This is a genomic window from Streptomyces sp. NPDC051172, from assembly GCF_040682555.1.
GTDB lineage: Bacteria > Actinomycetota > Actinomycetes > Streptomycetales > Streptomycetaceae > Streptomyces.
In genome coordinates this window covers 14,834-33,676 of record NZ_JBFBBE010000061.1, presented here as the reverse complement: position 1 = coordinate 33,676, position 18,843 = coordinate 14,834, and the positions used below count along the sequence as shown (strand labels likewise).

23 protein-coding genes and 1 tRNA gene are annotated in these 18,843 nt (G+C 69.5%); 8 read left to right on the top strand and 16 right to left on the bottom strand.

Going from position 1 to position 18,843, the window contains the following annotated elements; translation table 11 throughout:
- Window positions 1–99 precede the first annotated feature (99 nt).
- Both AB0N07_RS30765 and AB0N07_RS30760 read right to left on the bottom strand, forming a co-directional pair.
- Entirely contained in the window at window positions 100–2,631 is a 2,532-nt protein-coding gene (locus tag AB0N07_RS30765; RefSeq protein WP_365840596.1) for an MFS transporter, read from the bottom strand.
- A 13-nt stretch (window positions 2,632–2,644) separates the two neighbouring features.
- The gene (locus AB0N07_RS30760) at window positions 2,645–3,145 is read right to left on the bottom strand and encodes a MarR family transcriptional regulator (protein ID WP_365840594.1); all 501 of its coding nucleotides are present in this window, start codon (window positions 3,143–3,145) and stop codon (window positions 2,645–2,647) included.
- 195 nt (window positions 3,146–3,340) lie between these two features.
- Between AB0N07_RS30760 and AB0N07_RS30755 the strand changes: the two genes are divergently transcribed.
- The gene (locus tag AB0N07_RS30755; protein WP_266682315.1) at window positions 3,341–3,541 is read left to right on the top strand and encodes a hypothetical protein; all 201 of its coding nucleotides are present in this window, start codon (window positions 3,341–3,343) and stop codon (window positions 3,539–3,541) included.
- Between the two features lie 9 nt (window positions 3,542–3,550).
- Here AB0N07_RS30755 and AB0N07_RS30750 read toward each other — a convergent pair whose 3' ends face one another.
- The 9 genes from AB0N07_RS30750 to AB0N07_RS30710 all read right to left on the bottom strand — a co-directional run bounded on the left by AB0N07_RS30750 (window position 3,551) and on the right by AB0N07_RS30710 (window position 8,664).
- A complete protein-coding gene (locus AB0N07_RS30750; RefSeq protein ID WP_365840592.1) occupies window positions 3,551–4,255 on the bottom strand; it encodes a hypothetical protein in 705 nt (234 codons plus the stop codon).
- 39 nt (window positions 4,256–4,294) lie between these two features.
- Window positions 4,295–5,218: an RNA polymerase sigma factor SigF gene (locus AB0N07_RS30745; protein ID WP_115907172.1), complete on the bottom strand. Its 924-nt coding sequence runs from the start codon at window positions 5,216–5,218 to the stop codon at window positions 4,295–4,297.
- A gap of 247 nt (window positions 5,219–5,465) precedes the next feature.
- Window positions 5,466–6,305 (bottom strand): RNA polymerase sigma factor SigF, encoded by an 840-nt coding sequence (locus tag AB0N07_RS30740; RefSeq protein ID WP_344403322.1) that lies wholly within the window; start codon window positions 6,303–6,305, stop codon window positions 5,466–5,468.
- A 178-nt stretch (window positions 6,306–6,483) separates the two neighbouring features.
- A complete protein-coding gene (locus AB0N07_RS30735; RefSeq protein WP_266957404.1) occupies window positions 6,484–6,777 on the bottom strand; it encodes a Dabb family protein in 294 nt (97 codons plus the stop codon).
- Between the two features lie 20 nt (window positions 6,778–6,797).
- Window positions 6,798–6,974: a hypothetical protein gene (locus AB0N07_RS30730; protein ID WP_181922395.1), complete on the bottom strand. Its 177-nt coding sequence runs from the start codon at window positions 6,972–6,974 to the stop codon at window positions 6,798–6,800.
- Between the two features lie 83 nt (window positions 6,975–7,057).
- Window positions 7,058–7,142 (bottom strand) — tRNA-Ser (locus AB0N07_RS30725).
- A gap of 73 nt (window positions 7,143–7,215) precedes the next feature.
- Complete coding sequence (gene tadA, locus AB0N07_RS30720) at window positions 7,216–7,641, bottom strand: tRNA adenosine(34) deaminase TadA (RefSeq protein WP_365840633.1); 426 nt, start codon at window positions 7,639–7,641, stop codon at window positions 7,216–7,218.
- Between the two features lie 59 nt (window positions 7,642–7,700).
- Window positions 7,701–8,228 carry a hypothetical protein gene (locus AB0N07_RS30715; protein ID WP_365840589.1) on the bottom strand — a complete coding sequence of 176 codons (528 nt, stop codon included), beginning with the start codon at window positions 8,226–8,228 and terminating at the stop codon, window positions 7,701–7,703.
- A gap of 241 nt (window positions 8,229–8,469) precedes the next feature.
- The gene (locus AB0N07_RS30710) at window positions 8,470–8,664 is read right to left on the bottom strand and encodes a hypothetical protein (protein WP_365840587.1); all 195 of its coding nucleotides are present in this window, start codon (window positions 8,662–8,664) and stop codon (window positions 8,470–8,472) included.
- A gap of 96 nt (window positions 8,665–8,760) precedes the next feature.
- On the opposite strand from AB0N07_RS30710, the gene upp reads away from it, so the two are divergent.
- Window positions 8,761–9,396: a uracil phosphoribosyltransferase gene (gene upp / locus AB0N07_RS30705; RefSeq protein WP_030938597.1), complete on the top strand. Its 636-nt coding sequence runs from the start codon at window positions 8,761–8,763 to the stop codon at window positions 9,394–9,396.
- Between the two features lie 119 nt (window positions 9,397–9,515).
- Here upp and AB0N07_RS30700 read toward each other — a convergent pair whose 3' ends face one another.
- The 5 genes from AB0N07_RS30700 to AB0N07_RS30680 form a co-directional block, all read right to left on the bottom strand.
- Window positions 9,516–10,154: a LytR C-terminal domain-containing protein gene (locus AB0N07_RS30700; RefSeq protein WP_365840585.1), complete on the bottom strand. Its 639-nt coding sequence runs from the start codon at window positions 10,152–10,154 to the stop codon at window positions 9,516–9,518.
- A gap of 110 nt (window positions 10,155–10,264) precedes the next feature.
- Window positions 10,265–10,561 carry a type II toxin-antitoxin system VapB family antitoxin gene (locus tag AB0N07_RS30695; RefSeq protein WP_003999914.1) on the bottom strand — a complete coding sequence of 99 codons (297 nt, stop codon included), beginning with the start codon at window positions 10,559–10,561 and terminating at the stop codon, window positions 10,265–10,267.
- A gap of 181 nt (window positions 10,562–10,742) precedes the next feature.
- Window positions 10,743–10,865 (bottom strand): hypothetical protein, encoded by a 123-nt coding sequence (locus tag AB0N07_RS30690; RefSeq protein WP_365840583.1) that lies wholly within the window; start codon window positions 10,863–10,865, stop codon window positions 10,743–10,745.
- A gap of 58 nt (window positions 10,866–10,923) precedes the next feature.
- Window positions 10,924–11,238 carry a hypothetical protein gene (locus AB0N07_RS30685; protein ID WP_365840581.1) on the bottom strand — a complete coding sequence of 105 codons (315 nt, stop codon included), beginning with the start codon at window positions 11,236–11,238 and terminating at the stop codon, window positions 10,924–10,926.
- 246 nt (window positions 11,239–11,484) lie between these two features.
- The gene (locus tag AB0N07_RS30680) at window positions 11,485–12,078 is read right to left on the bottom strand and encodes an HhH-GPD-type base excision DNA repair protein (RefSeq protein WP_365840579.1); all 594 of its coding nucleotides are present in this window, start codon (window positions 12,076–12,078) and stop codon (window positions 11,485–11,487) included.
- 189 nt (window positions 12,079–12,267) lie between these two features.
- Between AB0N07_RS30680 and AB0N07_RS30675 the strand changes: the two genes are divergently transcribed.
- The 6 genes from AB0N07_RS30675 to AB0N07_RS30650 all read left to right on the top strand — a co-directional run bounded on the left by AB0N07_RS30675 (window position 12,268) and on the right by AB0N07_RS30650 (window position 18,825).
- Window positions 12,268–12,741 carry a cupin domain-containing protein gene (locus tag AB0N07_RS30675; protein WP_365840577.1) on the top strand — a complete coding sequence of 158 codons (474 nt, stop codon included), beginning with the start codon at window positions 12,268–12,270 and terminating at the stop codon, window positions 12,739–12,741.
- The gene (locus tag AB0N07_RS30670) at window positions 12,738–13,499 is read left to right on the top strand and encodes an SDR family NAD(P)-dependent oxidoreductase (protein ID WP_365840575.1); all 762 of its coding nucleotides are present in this window, start codon (window positions 12,738–12,740) and stop codon (window positions 13,497–13,499) included. Before AB0N07_RS30675 ends, AB0N07_RS30670 begins: the two co-directional genes overlap by 4 nt.
- A gap of 173 nt (window positions 13,500–13,672) precedes the next feature.
- The gene (locus AB0N07_RS30665) at window positions 13,673–15,406 is read left to right on the top strand and encodes a copper resistance CopC family protein (protein ID WP_365840573.1); all 1,734 of its coding nucleotides are present in this window, start codon (window positions 13,673–13,675) and stop codon (window positions 15,404–15,406) included.
- Window positions 15,407–15,653: 247 nt separating this feature from the next.
- A complete protein-coding gene (locus tag AB0N07_RS30660) occupies window positions 15,654–16,964 on the top strand; it encodes an ABC transporter substrate-binding protein (protein WP_365840571.1) in 1,311 nt (436 codons plus the stop codon).
- Window positions 16,964–17,944: a sugar ABC transporter permease gene (locus tag AB0N07_RS30655; RefSeq protein ID WP_365840569.1), complete on the top strand. Its 981-nt coding sequence runs from the start codon at window positions 16,964–16,966 to the stop codon at window positions 17,942–17,944. Before AB0N07_RS30660 ends, AB0N07_RS30655 begins: the two co-directional genes overlap by 1 nt.
- Window positions 17,941–18,825 carry a carbohydrate ABC transporter permease gene (locus AB0N07_RS30650; RefSeq protein WP_365840567.1) on the top strand — a complete coding sequence of 295 codons (885 nt, stop codon included), beginning with the start codon at window positions 17,941–17,943 and terminating at the stop codon, window positions 18,823–18,825. Before AB0N07_RS30655 ends, AB0N07_RS30650 begins: the two co-directional genes overlap by 4 nt.
- Window positions 18,826–18,843 lie beyond the last annotated feature (18 nt).

The window sequence follows — 18,843 nt, the reverse complement described above, 5'->3', positions numbered from 1 at the left end:
AGTAGTAGGTCGTAAGCCGTAAAGAGACCGGCCCGTGGCGCCGGGCGCGCACCTCCGCTCAGAGCGCGCACGCCGTCCGCCACGGGCCGGAGTACCGAACTACTCGCCCGGATGGGCCAGTTCGATGTCGTGGTCGTCGACTCCGCGACCGTTCACCGTGAGGGCGGTCGCGACCGGCGGGTAGCCCGTCGCGATGACCGTGTAGTCGCCGCTGTTCAGGTCGGTGAAGGCGTAGGCCCCGTCCGTGCCGGTGGTGGCCGTTCCGACCACGTTGCCCGCCGCGTCGACCAGGGTGACCCGGGCATCGGCCAGCGGGCCGTGCGGGGCGCGGACCACGCCCTGCAGCTGGGCGCCCGAGTCGAGGTCGATCTCGATACGGGTGACTCCGGTGCCGCCCACCTCCACGGGCAGGGCGCGCGGCCGGTACCCGGCGGCGTTCACCGCGACGGTCACGGTCCCGGGCACCAGCTCGGTGAGGGAGAACTCGCCCTGCTCACCGGTGGCGGCGGTGGCCAGCAGCTCCCCGCGGACATCGGTCACGATGACCATCGCGTCCTTGACGGGCAGCGTGGTCTCGGCGGCCCGCACCACACCGCTCAGCCCGCTGGTGCCGCTGAGCAGGATGTCGTACGAGACGGGCTCACCGTTCACCACGACCGTGGACGCCTGCGGCTGGAAACCGTCGGCGGCGGCGATCAGGACGTAGCTGCCCACGCTGGGCGCCTCGACGGCGTAGGAGCCGTCGGTCTGTGCGACCGACCGGCCCAGCTGCCGTCCCGCCAGCGAGATCAGAGTGACGGCGGCCTGCGGCACGGGCGCGCCCTCGTTGCCGCGGACGAAGCCGCGCACCGGGATCCCGCCGGAACCGGCGGACTCCTCGGGCCGGGCGAGGGTGGCCACGGCGGACAGCCGCTGCGTGCCGTCGGCGGCGGCCTCGGTGTCGGAGACGGCCCAGCTCGGGACCTTCTCGGCGACCGGAGCCGCGGCCTCGGCGGCGGTCGGAGCGGCCCCCGACTCGGCCGGCGTCTCGACCGCGGCAGCGGCCTGTGCCAGCGCGCCCTTGGTCTTCAGCGGGACCTCCTTGATGAACAGGGTGATCAGGAACGCGACGGCCGCGAGGGCGCCGGCGATCAGGAAGACATCGGCGATGCCGTGGCCGTAGGAGCTCTCCATGAGGGTGCGCAGCGGCGCCGGGAGCTTGCTCAGGTCCGGGATGCTGTCGGTGGAGGAGCTGGAACCGGCCAGCGCCGCACGGTACTGCGGGTCGAGGGCGGCGATGCCGTCCTTGACGTAGTGCGTGATCCGGTGGGCCATCACCGCGCCCAGCGCGGACACGCCGACCGCACCGCCGAGCGAGCGGAAGAAGGTGACCGTGGAGCTGGCGGAGCCGAGGTCGCTCGGGTCGACCTGGTTCTGGGTGCACAGCACCAGGTTCTGCATCATCATGCCGATGCCGAGACCCAGCAGCGCCATGAAGATCGACATCTTCCAGTACGCCGTGTCGTAGCGGATGGTGCCGAGCAGGCCCAGACCCGCCGTCACCAGCACACCACCGCTCACCAGCCAGGCCTTCCAGCGGCCGGTGCGGGTGATGAACTGACCGGAGACGGTCGACGACACGAACAGACCGCCGATCATCGGGATCGTCATGACGCCCGACATGGTCGGGGACTTGTCCCGTGCCAGCTGGAAGTACTGGCTGAAGAAGACCGTGCCGGTGAACATCGCGACACCGACGAACAGCGAGGCCAGCGACGCGAGGGTGATGGTGCGGTTGCGGAACAGCCGCAGCGGGATGATCGGCTCGCTCGCCTTCGACTCGACGAGCACGAAGACCAGACCGAGGACGATCGAACCGCCGACCATCGTGTACGTCTGCCAGGACAGCCAGTCGTACTTGTCACCGGCGAAGGTGACCCAGACCAGCAGCAGCGAGACGGCCGCGGCGATGAAGAACGCGCCGCCCCAGTCGACCTTCACGTCCCGCTTCACGACCGGCAGGTGCAGCGTCTTCTGCAGCACGATCAGCGCGAGGACGGCGAAGGGGACACCGACGTAGAAACACCAGCGCCAGCCGAGCCAGCTGGTGTCGGTGATGACGCCGCCGAGCAGCGGGCCGCCGACGGTGGCGACGGCGAAGGTCGCGCCGAGGTAGCCGGAGTAACGGCCGCGCTCGCGCGGGGAGATCATCGCGGCCATGACGATCTGGGCGAGGGCGGACAGACCGCCGACGCCGATGCCCTGGACGACGCGGCAGGCGATCAGCATGCCGGCGTTCTGGGAGAGACCCGCGGCCGCGGACCCCAGGACGTAGATGACCAGGGCTATCTGGACGAGCGCCTTCTTGCTGTACAGGTCGGCGAGCTTGCCCCACACGGGAGTGGCCGCGGTCATCGACAGCAGGGCGGCGGTGACGACCCAGGTGTAGGCGGACTGGCCGCCGCCGAGGTCGCTGATGATGTGCGGCAGGGCGTTGGTGACGATCGTGGACGACAGGATCGCCACGAACATGCCGAGCAGCAGACCGGAGATGGCCTCCATGATCTGCCGGTGCGTCATCGGGGCGTACTCGGCGGAGCCTCCCCCGTGCTTGGCATGAGCCCGCACACCGGCTGGTGTGGTCGTTGCCATGGGCTTCCTTCTCTTAAGTGCTTGCGGGTGTACGGGTGGTCGGTTCGAGTTCGAGTGCGGGGGGCGGGAGCCGGGGCGGCAGGGCTCGGCAGTCGTCGAAGCTGGCCCGCAGGCGTTCCATGAGCCTGCTGAGCTGGGCGACCTCCTCGTCGCTCCAGTCGGCGAGCCGCTCGGCCAGCAGCTGGGTGGTCCGCTCGGACAGCGCCTCCAGCTGGGCCAGGCCCGTGGGCGTGAGGTGCAGGATCCGGGACCGCTTGTCCGCCGGGTCGGGGGACCGGTCGATCCAGCCGCGCTCGGCGAGGTGCGCGACATGGCGGCTGGTGACCGACATGTCCACGGCCAGCAGCTCGGCGAGTCTGCTCATGCGCATGTCGCCGTGGCGTCCGAGCAGGGTCAGCACCGCGGCGCTGCCGCTGGAGCAGTCGGACGGCATGATCCGCCCCAGCTCCCGCTTCACCGCGCCGAAGGCGCTGAACTGCCTCAGCAGTTCCTCGTACTGCGCCCGCTCGGCCATCACACCTCCCGCATTCGTTGCTTGGGGCAACCATAGAAGTCGTTGGTTGCTGCAGGCAAACAAAATGACCAGGATGCCGCATAAAAACTTGGCAAAGACAAGTATTGCGAAAGTAAACATGCAGGTGAGGGTGGTTGCGGTAGTGAACCGCCCCCCACTTGGGCCACAACCGGTGATTCGCTAGGGTCTCGGGCTATGGCTAACCCCCAGGGCCCCCAGGGCAACCACGACCCCGCAGGCAACACCCAGATGTTCCGCGCCTTCGTCGACGAGGGCCCGCAGGGCCGCCGTCAGCAGCAGGCGCCCGCGCCGGCCGGACCGCGCATCGGCCTGATCGTCGGCATCGTCGTGGCCGTGGCGGTCGTGGCGGCCGTCGCCTGGCTCGCCCTCATGTAGGGCGTACCGCTACTTCCACTGGACGGTGGCGTCCCGCGTCTCGATGTGCATGCCGAGCGGCACGCGCCAGGCGTCGACGCACACCGTCCAGGTCTTCTCCTTCCGCACCCCGGCCCCGATCGGCACCGGAAGCCCGGCGGTCGACTCGACCGTCCCCCAGTCGATGCCGAGCGCCCCGATGATGTGCGTCCCGAAGGTCACACTGCCGGAACGCACCGCGCTGCCGCCGGAGTTGGCGAAGTCCAGGCTGACGTCTTCGCACCAGCGTTTGTCGGTGGCTTTCCAGGCCGGGTCGCTCCAGGTGAGAGCGGCGGGCCCGGCGGGTGCCGTACGGCTGGGAGTTGCCGTCGGTGGCGGCGAATCCGACCTCGTACGACCGGACTTGTCGCTGCTGCCCGACAGGCTGCCGTCTCCTACGGGTGCCGCTGCCGGAGTGCTGGGCGAAGCCCCGCTCCCGGACCCGGTGTCGCCCTCGGCGGCAGGGGCGGCCCCGCTGTCCTTCCGCGGTCCGTCCAGCGGTACGAACGTCACCCCGCCCGTCGGCGTCACGGTCGTGGCGGACGCCTGGGGCGCACCGTCCACAGGGCCGGTGGCGACGTAACCCTCCGCCCCGCCGCCCCCGCACGCGGCCAGCGCGGCGCCCAGGCAGACGACGGCCGCCGACGCGCCGATCACGGCGCCTCGACGGCCAGGTGTCCATGTCGTCCGAAGCATCGCGCCAGTGTGGCTGACACTCCGTCAGGAAGGAAGGGCTCAGTCGGAGATGAGCCCCTCCCGCAGCTGCGCCAGCGTCCGCGTCAGCAGCCGGGAGACGTGCATCTGCGAGATGCCGACCTCCTCGCCGATCTGCGACTGGGTCATGTTGGCGAAGAAGCGGAGCATGATGATCTGCCGCTCCCGGGGCGGGAGTTTGGCCAGCAGGGGCTTGAGGGACTCGCGGTACTCGACGCCCTCCAGGGCGGTGTCCTCGTAGCCGAGCCGGTCCGCGAGGGAGCCCTCGCCGCCGTCGTCCTCGGGTGCCGGGGAGTCCAGCGAGGAGGCCGTGTAGGCGTTGCCGACCGCGAGGCCGTCGACCACGTCCTCCTCGGAGACGCCGAGCACGGCGGCGAGCTCGGGGACGGTCGGGGAGCGGTCCAGCTTCTGGGAGAGCTCGTCGCTGGCCTTGGTGAGGGCCAGGCGCAGCTCCTGCAGCCGGCGCGGGACGCGCACCGACCACGAGGTGTCGCGGAAGAACCGCTTGATCTCACCGACGACCGTCGGCATCGCGAAGGTCGGGAACTCCACGCCCCGTTCGCAGTCGAAGCGGTCGATCGCCTTGATCAGGCCGATGGTGCCGACCTGGACGATGTCCTCCATCGGCTCGTTGCGCGAGCGGAAGCGGGCCGCCGCGTAGCGCACCAGCGGGAGGTTGAGTTCGATGAGGGTGTCCCGGACGTACGCGCGCTCGGGGCTTGTCTCGTCGAGTGCGGCGAGCCGCAGGAAAAGGGAGCGGGACAGGGTGCGGGTGTCGATGGCATCCGAGGCCGGAGGGGCCGGGATGTCAGCGGCCGTAAGGGCCGGGGCCGGTGCGGTGTCGACGGCTGCCATCTCGTCGATGGAGCCGGGCACGGCGTCGGCGGGCGCTGACTCGCTCTTCGTGAGCGTGAGCACCTTCGAGCTGCCCTGATCTGCGGACATGCCACCCCCTCTGGGTCGCGGGACGGTCGTGGCCGAGCCTCCTCATGGCGAGGAGTTCAGCCTTCACCTGAATACCGGAGCCGAAGCCGCGGCAAACGCGCTTGGGGAAGAATGTCACATGTCGGCAACACGCTGTAGTGACATGTCGACATGCAAGACACGAATCAGCCCTGGAAAAAGGGGGTCTGATGCTTTTTCAGCGCAGAACTGTCGGGAACGGCCCTGGTGAGCGATTCGCTCGTGCCGGTTACGCCTCGATCCTGTTTGCGGATCGTAGCCGCTGGAAGCTACGCGCGAGTAGCCGTGAGACATGCATCTGGGAGACGCCGAGTTCCGCACTGATCTGCGACTGGGTGAGGTTGCTGTAGTACCGCAGAAGAAGGATTCTCTGTTCCCGTTCCGGCAGTTGTACGAGGAGATGGCGGACGAGGTCCCGGTGCTCGACGCCGTCCAGGGCCGGGTCCTCGTAGCCGAGCCGGTCCAGGAGCCCCGGCAGCCCGTCGCCCTCCTGGGCGGCCTCCAGGGAGGTCGCGTGGTACGAGCGGCCGGCCTCGATGCAGGAGAGCACCTCCTCCTCGGTGATGCGCAGCCGTTCGGCGATCTCGGCGGTCGTCGGGGTGCGTCCGAAGGCGGTCGTCAGGTCCTCGGTCGCGCTGTTGACCTGCACCCACAGCTCGTGCAGCCGGCGCGGGACGTGGACCGTGCGGACGTTGTCCCGGAAGTAGCGCTTGATCTCGCCGACGACGGTCGGCATCGCGAAGGTCGGGAACTGCACGCCTCGGTCCGGGTCGAAGCGGTCGATCGCGTTGATGAGCCCGATGGTGCCGACCTGGATCACGTCCTCCATCGGCTCGTTGCGGGAGCGGAAGCGGGCGGCCGCGTAGCGCACGAGCGGGAGGTTGGCCTCGATGAGCGCCCCGCGCACCCGGTTGTGCTCCGGTGTGCCCGGCCCGAGCCCCTTGAGTTCACCGAAGAGCACCTGGGTGAGGGCCCGGGTGTCGGCGCCGCGGCTGCGCGGCGGTGCGGGCTCCGGTGGGGCCTCGGGGGCCTCCAGGGGCGGTGCTTGAGGCGCAGTACTGGCCGGCACGGTCAACTCCACCTCGCAATCGATCAACGTATTCGGCAAAAGCGGTCATAGCATCACAAGAGATGTGCACTGTGTGCAAGCACCGCATAACGCCGTGTTGAGGGCAAGTTGGGTAAGTTGTGCTCAATACGCATAAAGGCCCTGCGCCTTTCCGGCGCAGGGCCCAGTGGGGTCCGGCTCAGTACTCGTAGTCGGCGATCACCCAGGTGGAGAACTCCTTCCACAGCGTCACTCCCGCCTGGTGCTCCGGGTGCTCGACGTAGCGGCGCAGCGCGGCCGCGTCGTCGAAGCCGGAGTTGATGGCGAAGTCGTACGCGATGGGGCGGTCGCTGATGTTCCAGCCCAGCTCCCAGAAGCGGATCTCGGGGATCTTCCCGTCCAGCGACCGGAAGGCGTCGACGCCCTCCAGGACACGCGGGTCGTCGCGCTCGACGCCCTCGCCGAGCTTGAACAGGACGAGGTGGCGGATCATGTGCGCTCCTAGCTGCGGGCCTAGTGGGCGCCGTTGGCGAGCCAGGTGAAGAAGTCGCCTATGGCCTTGGCGGCGTCCGATATGCCCTCGAACCCTATCTGGACGTAGCTGGCCGCCTTGGCCGGGTCCGTGATGATGACGTACAACGCGAAGACCACGAGCACATAGACGGCGATCTTCTTGGCATTCACCGCCATTGCGGCCTCCCCAGTCACTGTTGCCCCACGACCGCACATGATCGCACGAAGGGCCCCGTCTCTCGACGGGGCCCTTCTCAAAGCGGTAGCGGAGGGATTTGAACCCTCGGTGACTTGCGCCACACTCGCTTTCGAGGCGAGCTCCTTCGGCCGCTCGGACACGCTACCGAGGGAGACCTTACAGCACGCCGGGCAGTGCTCTGAAATCGGTATTCGGGGGTCGGTGTGCAGGGGGCGCTGGTCAGCGGGAGCGGAAGAATTCGGTGAGGATCCGGGCGCAGTCCTCGGCGAGTACGCCCTCGATCACCTCGGGGCGGTGGTTGAGCCTGCGGTCGCGTACGACGTCCCAGAGGGAGCCGGCCGCCCCGGCCTTCTCGTCGCGGGCGCCGTAGACGACCCGGTCCACCCGGGACTGCACGAGCGCGCCCGCGCACATCGTGCAGGGTTCGAGGGTGACGACCAGCGTGCAGCCGGACAGCCGCCACTCCCCGAGGTCGGCCGCGGCCCGGCGGATCGCGAGGACCTCGGCGTGCGCCGTCGGATCACCGGTGGCCTCGCGTTCGTTGTGTCCGGCGCCGAGCACGGTCGTACCGTCCGAGGCCAGTACGACGGCGCCCACGGGCACGTCGGCGCCGGCCCGCCCGGCCTCGTCCAGGGCGAGCCGCATCGCGGCCCGCCAGCGGTCGCGTACCGGGTCGGTGCCTCCTGTTGTGGTCACTGCAGCTGTCAGCGGACGGTCTCCAGGACCTCCGAGGCGCCCAGGGCCTCGGCGATCGCGCTCAGGGCGTCCTCGTCGAGGGTGCGCAGCTCCTTGGCGCTGACACCGAGGTCGTCGAGGATCTCGACGTCGCCGACGGGGCTGTGCGGCACGGACTCGGCGGACGGCGTGTCCTCGTCGCCGTCCTCCTCGTCCTCACCGTCCTCGGTGCCGTCGAGGTCGAGGGAGTCCAGGTCGGGGACGTCCTCGCCGGGCTCCCTTCCGAGCAGTTCGTCGGTGAGCAGGATCTCCCCGTAGCTGCTGCGGGCAGCGGCGGCGGCGTCCGAGACGTAGATACGAGGGTCGTCCTCGCCGTCGACGCGGACGACACCGAACCAGGTTTCCTCCTGCTCGATCAGGATGAGCACCGTGTCGTCCTCGGTCGAGGCTTCCCGGGCGAGATCGGCCAGATCCGACAGGGTTTCCACATCGTCGAGCTCTGTGTCGCTCGCTTCCCACCCGTCTTCGGTGCGCGCGAGCAGTGCGGCGAAGTACACCGTGACTCTCCCACTGGTCTTAGGCGTGCCGGTTGGAGGTCCCCCCGGCGGGGCTCAGGGCGGGGAGAGCTGTGCTCCGAGCCCCACCCACTCGGAATCGTGGCAGAAACAAGGCGTTCAGGGGACGTCTTCGGCACCCTGTGTCCGCCGTCTTTGATCGGCCACGAGCGGGATCGTACGCGGCGATCGGCGTGTGCACGCAACGGGTTGCCCTCAGGCGCGTCCCGAGTCGGACCCCGGGCTACCAGCGGAAGGTGCGCATGCGCATGGCGTGGCGCAGCCGTGCGGTCTTGGCGCGCCTGGGCTGCACACGGTCCCGCAGCTCCCGGGCTTCGGCGAGGTCACGCAGGAACTGGGCCCTGCGGCGCCGGCGCTCCGCGTCGGTCTCGGCCGACGGCGAGTCCTTACGGGTTTCACGCTCAGGCAGGTCAGGCATAGGCACACCACCCCCCCGGTACGTCCTTCCACTTTCCCTCTGATGGGCGGTTTGATGCCAGCGCGAGGGCTGCGGGGGCGCGGTTACTGTTAGGGCATGCGTCTCCACGTCGTCGACCACCCCCTGGTCGCCCACAAGCTCACCACGCTGCGCGACCAGCGCACCGACTCCGCGACCTTCCGCCGTCTCGCCGACGAGCTGGTCACCCTGCTCGCCTACGAGGCCACGCGCGACGTGCGCACCGAACAGGTCGACATCACGACGCCGGTCTCCTCGACCACCGGCGTCAAGCTCGCCCGCCCGCGCCCCCTGGTGGTGCCGATCCTGCGGGCCGGGCTCGGCATGCTCGACGGCATGGTCCGGCTGCTGCCGACGGCCGAGGTGGGCTTCCTCGGCATGATCCGCAACGAGGAGACGCTGCAGGCGTCCACGTACGCCTCCCGGATGCCCGAGGACCTGTCCGGGCGTCAGGTGTACGTCCTGGACCCGATGCTGGCCACCGGCGGCACGCTGGTCGCGGCGATCCAGGAGCTGATCAAGCGCGGCGCGGACGATGTGACCGCGGTGGTGCTTCTTGCGGCCCCCGAGGGGGTCGAACTCATGGAACGCGAGCTGGCGGGCACGCCGGTGACCGTTGTGACGGCGGCCGTCGACGAACGGCTCAATGAGCACGGGTACATCGTGCCGGGGCTCGGGGACGCGGGCGATCGCCTCTACGGGGCGGCTGAGTAAGGTTCGCCTTTCGCCGTAGGAGTGCGGGTTCCTTTGCGGCTGCGGGTCCGTTGTGGCTTGTCGCGCCCACGCGGCGGAGCCGCAAATCGACACAGCCCCGCGCCCCTTATGGGGCGCTCTCAGCAGCCCTTTGTCGAAGAAGTGGGCGCCGGGCTGGGGTTGGCCAGGGCCGCCAGGGCCTGGTCAGCGGCCGCCTTCGGGGTGAGGCCCTTGAAGGCCGTGCCGAGGATCAGGTCGACGGCGGCGCCCTTGCGGGTGTCGGCCCGCTTCTCGGCGCCGGCGAGCTGTGTGGCGAGCACGGGCAGCGAGCTGTTCAGGGCGGACGGGGCGCCGAGCAGTATGCCGGTGCCCTTGACCTTCTTGTCGTACTCCTTGGACGCGTTGCCCACATCGCCGATCTTGAAGCCGCGCTTCTGCAGCTCGTCCGCCGTGCTCTTGGCCAGACCGCTGCGGTCCGTGGCGTTGAAGACGTTGACCGTGATCGTGCCGGGCTTGGGCACGGGGGCCTTCTTGGTGTCGGCCGACGGGCTCGCCTTGGTCGCGCAGTCCGCCTTGGGGCCGGCCGCCGAGGCCTTCTCGCCGCCGCCGGTGAAGAGGTCGATGAGCTGCAGCGTGCCCCAGCCGACCAGGCCGAGTGCGGCGACGGAGGCCACCAGGGCGACTCCGAGCCTGCCGCGCCTGCGCCTGCGCATCCGTGGGTATTTGTCCCCCGTGATCCGGTACTTGCCACCCATGCCCGGGGGAGTCAGCATGCTCATGAGCGCAGCGTAGTGCGCCCGGGCGGCGATGCCTACTAGATGATCATTCGAGGCCGCACAGGTGAACCCGAAAGGGCCAAGCAGTCAGCGGCAGGCCTTCGGGGTGTGCGTCAGTCGAGTTCGAGCACGCGCGCGTGCAGCACCTGGCGCTGCTGCAGCGCGGCCCGCACCGCGCGGTGGAGGCCGTCCTCGAGATACAGGTCGCCCTGCCACTTGACGACGTGTGCGAACAGATCGCCGTAGAAGGTCGAGTCCTCGGCCAGGAGGGTCTCCAGGTCGAGCTGTCCCTTGGTGGTGACGAGCTGATCGAGGCGGACCGGGCGCGGCGCGACGTCCGCCCACTGCCGGGTGCTTTCCCGGCCGTGGTCGGGGTACGGCCGGCCGTTTCCGATGCGCTTGAAGATCACACGGAAAGCCTACCGGTCAAGACCTTCCGGGCGCAGCCATGGCGACGCAGTGCGGGGACCGAAAAGAAGTTGCAAATCGGGGCAAAGGATCCGTACGGGTGTTACGCACAGGCTGTGGACGGCGGGTGTCGGCCCGGCGGAGGCGGTGGTTCACAGGGAACGTCCGCCTCCGCCGGCGGATTCAGCGGTCCCGTTCCTTCGGGGTCTGCTCGGGTTCCGGCTTCTTCAGGTTCTGCTTCGGTGCGTTGCGTGCGGCCTCGGCGCGCAGCAGCGCGCGCAGGACCGCGTACGGGTCGGTGGGCATGGCTGTGTCCCCTGGTTCCTTGCGTGGTGACTGACTTCTTCCGGGAGGCCGGGGTCTGTCAGCAGCGCAGGACCACGGAGCGCAGGGCATGCAGGGCGTGCGGCGGCCGGGGCGGCGTGGGGAGGGGGTGGTCCGCCGGGGTGTCGAGGGGCGGGGCCTGGAGCGGTGCGGGGCGCAGGGCCACGACGGTGCGGTGCAGGGCGTCGGCCGGTGGCCGCACGGCCGCGTCCAGGGCGTCGTACTCGACGATCTCCGTGGCGGAGGGCGGTGCCGCATGCACCTCCGCATGGGCGCCAGGGAGCAGCAGGGCGAGCAGCAGGACGAGCGTCCGCAGCCAGGCGTGGCCGCGGGAGAGGCTTCGTACGGTGCTCACGAGAGGTCATTTGCCCATGCTTTGTCCCGCCTTGAGCATGTCGGGGCCGAGAACCGCCCGTTCGGGGGACCCGGTACGGCTCAAAGGGTGCGTGGCACCTCCTGGGCCCGGCCCCGGATGCGGATCGCGGTGACGATCTCGACCACGCCGACCGCGACCGGCAATGTTCCATGCTTGGACCCGCCGCGGGCGGCGTGCCACCTCTGGGAGCCGGCCGACCGACGGCCGTCTCCCGGCTGCCTTCGGCTATTTCCCGGTGGCCTTCGCGGCCTTCGCGGCCGCCTTCGTCTCCTGCTTGTGCGCCCGGACCTTCGCCAGCGAATCGGGCCCCTCGATGTCGGCGACGGAACGGTGGCAGTTCGCCTCGCCGTATCCGCCCGCGGCCTCACGCCAGCCCTTGGGCCGCACGCCGAGCTGCTTGCCCAGCAGCGCCAGGAAGATCTGCGCCTTCTGCTTGCCGAAGCCGGGCAGCTCCTGGAGGCGTTTGAGGAGCTCACGCCCGTCGGTCACGCCCATCCAGACGAGCTCGGCGTTGCCGTCGTAGTGCTCGACGAGGTACTGGCACAGCTGCTGGACGCGCTTGGCCATGGAGCCCGGGTAGCGGTGCACGGCCGGTTTCTCGGAGAGCAGCGCGGCGAAGGCGTCCGGGTCCATGACGGCGATCTCGTGCGCGTCCAGGTCGTCGGCGCCGAGCCGGTCCGCGATCGTGCGGGGCCCCTTGAACGCCCACTCCATCGGGACCTGCTGGTCCAGCAGCATCCCGACGAGGGCGGCGAGCGGGGAGCGTCCGAGGAGCTCGTCCGCCTTGGGGTCCTGGGCGAGGTGCAGGGTGACGTCCATGCCTCCGATCATGCCGCTTTCACGCCGCGCGTACGATTCCGGCCCGAATCACCAAGGCACGGCTTGCTTTGATGTGCAGAAGGCATGCCCGCGCCCAAGATCTGGTGACCGCCCGTTTCCTGCGGCAGGGCTTCGAAGGCGGGGCCGGGCCCAATTGGCCTGTCTGCGGCGGGAGGTAGCCTTCCCCGAATGACCCCTGAGGACCTCGTCGCGCACTACGGACTGGAACCGATCCCGCGCGAGGGCGGCCTGTTCCGGCAGACCTGGGCGGGTCCCGAGCGCCCCGACGGACGGCCGGAGGGCACCGCGATCGTCGCCCTGCTGACGGCGGACGACCACTCGGCCCTGCACCGCCTGCCCACCGACGAGATCTGGCACTTCTACCTGGGCGACCCACTGGAGCTGCTGCTCCTCGCCCCGGACGGCACGTCCAGGACGGTGGTGCTCGGACCGGACGGGCTGGGTGGCCAGCAGCCCCAGACGACCGTGCCGGCCGGCACCTGGATGGGCGGGCGGGTCGTCGCGGGCGGCGCATGGACGTTCTTCGGGTGCACGATGGCGCCCGGGTTCACCTATGAGGACTACGAGCACGGGGACGCGGCCGAGCTCACGGCGCGGTATCCGGCCGAGGCCGACCGGATTGCGGAACTGTGCCGTCCATGAAGCTGCTGGAGGGACAGGTCGCCCTGGTCACGGGCGCGAGCGGCGGTATCGGCCGGGGCATCGCGCTGCGTTTCGCCGAGGAGGGCGCGGCGGTCGCCGTGCAGTGCCGTACGGCCGTGGAGGCGGCACGGGCGGTGGCCGCGCGGATCGAGGAGCTGGGTAGACCGGCCGTCGTACTGCAGGGCGACCTCACCGACGAGGACGTGTGCCACCGGGTGGTCGGCGAGGCGGCCGAGTGGGGCGGCGGGCTGACCGCGCTGGTCAACAACGCGGGCGTGCAGCCGACCCGGGAGCTGCCCGGGATGACGGTGGCCGAGTGGCGGGCCGTCGTGGACGCCGACGTGTCCAGCGTCTTCGCGTGCACCCAGGCCGCCGCGGAGGCCATGCGGGAGCGCGGCGGCGGAGGCTCCGTGACCCACATCGCCTCGATCGAGGCCCGCCAGCCGGCGCCGCTGCACGCCCACTACAGCGCCGCCAAGGCCGCCGTCGTGATGCATGCGCGCTCGGCGGCCCTGGAGTACGGCGCGTACGGCATCCGCGTCAACACCGTCTCCCCCGGCCTCATCGACCGCGAGGGCCTGGCGGACGCCTGGCCGGAGGGCGTCGGGCGCTGGCGAACAGCGGCCCCACTCGGCCGCCTCGGCCGACCGGAGGACGTGGGCGACGCCTGCGTGTTCCTGGCCTCCCGACTGGCGTCCTGGGTGTCGGGACACGACCTGGTGGTCGACGGAGGGGTGTCGGCCCGGCCGACCTGGTGAGGTGGGGGCGGTTCGGGTGCGGTGCAGTGAGGCGTGAGCGGCTCGGCTCGATGAGTGCTCCGCGGTTTGTGTCCGTACCTCTTCGGGAGGTGGCCGGGGCCGGGACGGAGGGTGGCGTGGGGTGTGATGGTGAGCGCAGGGGGCGGCAGCGGCGTCGGGGAGTTCGAGGGCTGGTGCTGCTCGGTGCCGTGCTGGTCCTGCTCGTCCTCGGGGGTGCGGGGCCCGCATCGGCGCACGCGGCGCTCAAGTCCACCGACCCCGAGGACGGAACCGTCCTCAGGTCGGCCCCCCGCTCCATCACCCTGACGTTCACCGAGTCCGTCGGTCTGCTGGACGATTCCTTCCGCGTCCTGGACCCCGACAACCGGCGTGTGGGCATTGGTGAGGCCCAGCACGCGAGGGGCCGCTCCGACACGGCGAGCGTGACCCTGCCGAAGAAGCTTGCCAAGGGCACCTATGTAGTGGCCTGGCGGGTCGTCTCGGCGGACAGCCACCCGGTGGGTGGCGCGTTCACCTTCTCCGTCGGCAAAGCCTCCGCGACGGCCGCCACCGTGAACACCGGACCGGTCGAGAACCCGGCGACCGCCAGTCTCTACAACATCGCCCGCTATCTGGCGTACCTGGCGGCGGCGCTGCTGATCGGCACGGCCGCCTTCGTCGCCCTGTGCCGCCCGACGGACCGCGGCCCGCTGCAAATACCCATGGTCGTGGGCTGGTGGACGCTGCTGGGGACCACCCTGGCGCTGCTGGCGCTGCGCGCCCCGTACGAGACCGGCACGGGCCCCGGGACCGTCCTCGACGCCGCCGCCTTCACCCGCACCCTCACGGGCCGCCCGGGGCTGGCGCTGCTGGCCCGGCTCACCCTGCTTCTGGTGGCCGCCGTGTTCACCGTACGAATCCGCAAACGCGACGCATGGCCGCGGCCGCTGCTCGCCGCCGGTGGTGCCCTGGCCGTGGCCCTCGCGCTCACCTGGGCCGCCTCCGAGCACGCCTCGGCGGGCATCCAGGTGCCCCTGGCGATGGCGTCCGCCGTGCTGCACCTGCTGGCCATGGCGGTCTGGCTGGGCGGCCTCACATCGCTGCTGCTCCTGCTCCACCGCACCGAACTCCCCCCGGCCGTCGTGGCCCGCTTCTCCCGGATCGCCTTCGCCTCCGTGACCGTCCTGGTCGTCACCGGCGTCTACCAGTCCTGGCGCGGCCTCGGCTCCTGGAGCGCGCTCACGGGGACGACGTACGGCCGCCTGCTGGTGGTCAAACTGGCCGCTGTGGTGCTCCTGCTGGCGGCCGCGGGGCTCTCGCGGCGCTGGACCGCGCAGCTGGTCGCGGCGGACGCCGAGACGGCCGTACGGGAACGGGTCCCGGAGCCCGTGGGCGGGCCCCCCGCGACCGCCGCGGAGGGGCCGCCCACGGCGGAGGGCGGCACGAGCCGCCGCAGTCTGCGCCGCAGCGTACTCGCCGAGGTCGCCGTCGGGGTCGTGGTGCTGGTGCTCACGACCGTGCTCAGCAGTACGCTGCCGGGCCGCGCGGCCGCCGAGGCGGCGGAGGCACCCGCGACGGCCGGCGGGCTGCCTGCCGCGTCGGTCACGACGATCCCGTTCGAGGTCGGCCGCGCGCGCGGCAAGGTGCAGATCACCCTCGACCCCGGTCGCGTCGGCGACAACACCGTGCAGGCGGTCGTCTTCGGACCCGACGGCGGCATCGTCACCGTCCCTGAGCTGCGGCTCTCCCTCAGCCTCCCCGCGCAGAAGATCGGCCCGCTCGACGCCAGGTTGACCAACCGGGGTGGCTACTGGGGGACCGGTTCGGTCACTGTGCCCCTCCCCGGAACCTGGGCCATGAAGGTCACGGTCCGGACCTCCGAGATCGACCAGGTCAGTGTGGCGAAGGCGGTCCGGATCGTCGCCTAGCCGGCCCTGGCCGCGACGCGAATCCGGCATTTACTCTCATCTCCGTGCGGGGTCGTTCGATTGCACGGACGGAAACGATCACGAACATGTCGGTCACATTTCCACAAAGGTCCCCGGCGGCTCTTGACGCATGACCGGACATAGGACTGATATAAGCGCCACGATGTTCGGTCGAGTTGATTTCTGGTCGGTTTCGACTTTTTTCGACGTGGCGTTGTGACCGAACCCCTGCCTTCAGGAGCCGCACATGGACCTCTCCCCCTCGGGTCTCTCTCTTCCCGCGACCAGTCGTCGCAGTCTGCTGCGCGGCGTCGGTGGCGCAGCCCTGCTCGCGGGTGCGGGCATACCCCTGCTGTCCGCGTGTGGCAGCAGTGGGAGTGGCTCGGACTCGAAGACCGTCAGTCTGGGCTCCAACTCCTCGGACGCGGTGCCGAAGAAGGCGTTCGCCGAGATCTACGCCGCCTTCACGAAGCAGTCCGGCATCAAGGTCAACGTCAACACCAAGGACCACAACACCTTCCAGGAGCAGATCAACTCCTACCTCCAGGCCACGCCGGACGACGTGTTCACCTGGTTCGCGGGCTACCGCATGCAGTTCTTCGCGGCGAAGAAGCTCGCGACCCCGATCGACGACGTGTGGACGAAGATCGGCGGCAACTTCCCCGACGCGATGAAGCAGCTGTCCAAGGGTGAGGACGGCAAGTACTACTTCGTGCCGCTGTACACGTACCCGTGGGCGCTCTTCTACCGCAAGAGCGTCTTCAAGCAGCACGGCTACCAGGTGCCGACCACCTGGGACCAGCTGGTGGCCCTGTGCAAGCAGATGAAGAAGGACGGCCTGGTCCCGATCGCGTTCGGCGACAAGGACGCCTGGCCGGCGATGGGCACCTTCGACCAGATCAACTTCCGGCTCAACGGCTACGACTTCCACAAGTCGCTGATGGCGGGCAAGGAGGCGTGGACGGACCCGAAGGTCAAGGCGGTCTTCGACCACTGGTCCGAGCTGCTGCCGTATCACCAGGACGGCTTCATGGGCCGCACCTGGCAGGACGCCGCCCAGACCCTGGTGTCGAAGAAGGCCGGCATGTACGTCCTCGGTTCCTTCGTGGCCCAGCAGTTCACCAACAAGGCCGACCTCGACGACCTGGACTTCTTCGCCTTCCCGGAGATCAACCCCCAGTTCGGGCAGGACACCGTCGAGGCGCCGACGGACGGCTTCATGGTCTCCAAGGCGCCGAAGAACCACGACGGTGTCACCAAGCTGATGGAGTTCCTGGGCACGCCGGAGGCCGAGCAGATCTACCTCAAGGCCGACTCCAGTGTGGTGGCCGCCTCCAGCAAGGCCGACACCTCGTCGTACACCCCGCTGCAGAAGAAGGCGTACGACATGATCAGCAGCGCCAAGAGCCTCACACAGTTCATGGACCGTGACTCGCGGCCGGACTTCACCTCGACGGTGATGCAGCCGGGTCTGCAGAAGTTCCTCCAGAACCCCAAGGGCGTGGACAGCCTGCTGTCCTCGATCGAGCGCCAGAAGAAGACGATCTTCGCGTCCTGATGAGCTCCGAAACGACTACGAAGAGCCCGGAGGCGGCCGCCGTGCCGCCTCCGGGCCATGCGCCTGAGACGAAGCGGGTCCCGCGGGGGCACAAGCGCCTGCTGACCCGCCGTGACCGCATCACGCTCGGCTTCATGGCCGGCGTGCCCACCGTTCTGCACGTGGCCCTGGTCTGGGTGACCGCGCTGGCGTCGATCGCGCTGGCGTTCACCACCTGGGACGGCATCGGCTTCGACTCGATCAAGTGGGTCGGGATGGACAACTTCAAGCAGTTGTTCACCGACAACCCGCAGTTCTGGCCGGCCGTCGAGCACAACATCATCTGGTTCGTGGTGCTCATCGCGATCCCCACCCCGCTGGGGCTGTTCCTGGCCGTGCAGCTGGACAAGAAGATCCGCTTCAGCCGGGTGTACCAGACCGCGTTCTTCCTGCCCGTCGTCGTGTCCCTGGCGGTGACCGGGTTCGTGTGGCAGCTGGTCTACAACCCGGACACCGGTCTGATCAACAGCCTGATCGGGGCGAACAAGCCCGGCCACTACATCGACTGGATCGGCGACCCGCACCTGAACCTGTGGGCGGTGCTGATCGCCGCCTCCTGGCGGCACACCGGCTACATGATGATCCTCTACCTGGCCGGGCTGAAGGGCGTCGACCCCTCGCTGCGCGAGGCGTCCTCGCTGGACGGGGCCAACGAGTGGCAGACGTTCAAGAACGTCATCTTCCCCACCCTGCGCCCCACCAACACGGTTGTCCTGGTCGTCACGATCATCGAAGCCCTGCGGGCGTTCGACCTGGTGTTCGTGTTCAACAAGGGCGCCCAGGGCACCGAACTGCTGTCGATCCTGATCACCAACAACATCATCGGCGAGTCCAGCCGGATCGGTTACGGCTCCGCGATCGCCGTGGTGCTGCTGGTCATCTCCCTCGCGGTCATCATCCCGTACCTGATCGCGACGTTCAGGAAGGAGCGGCGCGCATGAGCACGGCTGTCATCGCGAAGCAGCGCACCCCCGTCCGCCCGGCCCGGATCCTGCTGCACACGTTCCTGGTCGTCACCGCGCTGGCCTGGCTGGCCCCGCTCCTGTGGGCGGTGTTCGCGGCCCTGCGGCCGTACTCGGAGACCAGCAACCGGGGCTATGTCTCCTGGCCGCACAAGCTGAGCCTGGAGAACTTCACCAACGCCTTCGAGCAGTCGGACATGCTGCACTACTTCGGCAACACGCTGATCATCGCGGTCCCGGCCGTGCTGATCACGCTGCTGCTGTCGTCGATGGTGGCGTTCTACGTCAGCCGGTTCGACTTCCGGCTGAACGTCTTCCTGCTGCTGGTGTTCACCGCGGGCAACCTGCTGCCCCAGCAGGTCATCATCACCCCGCTGTACCGCATGTACCTGCTGATCGACCTGCCCGGCATCACCGCCAGCGGCAAGCTCTACGACTCCGCCCTCGGCCTGGTGCTGATCCACGTGGCGTTCCAGTCCGGGTTCTGCGCCTTCGTCCTGTCCAACTACATGCGGATGCTGCCGCACGAACTGACCGAGGCCGCCCTGGTGGACGGGGCGTCGGTGTGGCGGATGTACTGGCAGATCGTGCTGCCGCTGTGCAAGCCCGCCATGGCCGCGCTGGCCACCCTGCTCTCGATCTGGATCTACAACGACTTCTTCTGGGCGATCGTGCTGATCTCCACCGGCGAGAACATGCCGATCACCTCGGCGTTGAACAACCTCTCCGGGCAGTACTTCACCGACCCCAACCTGGTCGCCGCGGGCGCCCTGCTCACCGCGATCCCCACCCTGATCGTGTACTTCGTACTGCAGCGCCAGTTCGTCAGCGGACTGACCCTGGGCGCCAACAAGGGCTGACGCCCTCCCTCTTGAAAG

Coding starts and splice junctions, on each gene's coding strand:
- AB0N07_RS30765 (WP_365840596.1), bottom strand. CDS start 2,631: ATGGCAACGACCACACCAGCCGGTGTGCGGGCTCATGCCAAGCACGGG.
- AB0N07_RS30760 (WP_365840594.1), bottom strand. CDS start 3,145: ATGGCCGAGCGGGCGCAGTACGAGGAACTGCTGAGGCAGTTCAGCGCC.
- AB0N07_RS30755 (WP_266682315.1), top strand. CDS start 3,341: ATGGCTAACCCCCAGGGCCCCCAGGGCAACCACGACCCCGCAGGCAAC.
- AB0N07_RS30750 (WP_365840592.1), bottom strand. CDS start 4,255: ATGCTTCGGACGACATGGACACCTGGCCGTCGAGGCGCCGTGATCGGC.
- AB0N07_RS30745 (WP_115907172.1), bottom strand. CDS start 5,218: ATGTCCGCAGATCAGGGCAGCTCGAAGGTGCTCACGCTCACGAAGAGC.
- AB0N07_RS30735 (WP_266957404.1), bottom strand. CDS start 6,777: ATGATCCGCCACCTCGTCCTGTTCAAGCTCGGCGAGGGCGTCGAGCGC.
- AB0N07_RS30730 (WP_181922395.1), bottom strand. CDS start 6,974: ATGGCGGTGAATGCCAAGAAGATCGCCGTCTATGTGCTCGTGGTCTTC.
- tadA (WP_365840633.1), bottom strand. CDS start 7,641: ATGCGGCTCGCCCTGGACGAGGCCGGGCGGGCCGGCGCCGACGTGCCC.
- AB0N07_RS30710 (WP_365840587.1), bottom strand. CDS start 8,664: ATGCCTGACCTGCCTGAGCGTGAAACCCGTAAGGACTCGCCGTCGGCC.
- upp (WP_030938597.1), top strand. CDS start 8,761: ATGCGTCTCCACGTCGTCGACCACCCCCTGGTCGCCCACAAGCTCACC.
- AB0N07_RS30700 (WP_365840585.1), bottom strand. CDS start 10,154: ATGAGCATGCTGACTCCCCCGGGCATGGGTGGCAAGTACCGGATCACG.
- AB0N07_RS30690 (WP_365840583.1), bottom strand. CDS start 10,865: ATGCCCACCGACCCGTACGCGGTCCTGCGCGCGCTGCTGCGCGCCGAG.
- AB0N07_RS30680 (WP_365840579.1), bottom strand. CDS start 12,078: ATGGACGTCACCCTGCACCTCGCCCAGGACCCCAAGGCGGACGAGCTC.
- AB0N07_RS30675 (WP_365840577.1), top strand. CDS start 12,268: ATGACCCCTGAGGACCTCGTCGCGCACTACGGACTGGAACCGATCCCG.
- AB0N07_RS30670 (WP_365840575.1), top strand. CDS start 12,738: ATGAAGCTGCTGGAGGGACAGGTCGCCCTGGTCACGGGCGCGAGCGGC.
- AB0N07_RS30660 (WP_365840571.1), top strand. CDS start 15,654: ATGGACCTCTCCCCCTCGGGTCTCTCTCTTCCCGCGACCAGTCGTCGC.
- AB0N07_RS30655 (WP_365840569.1), top strand. CDS start 16,964: ATGAGCTCCGAAACGACTACGAAGAGCCCGGAGGCGGCCGCCGTGCCG.
- AB0N07_RS30650 (WP_365840567.1), top strand. CDS start 17,941: ATGAGCACGGCTGTCATCGCGAAGCAGCGCACCCCCGTCCGCCCGGCC.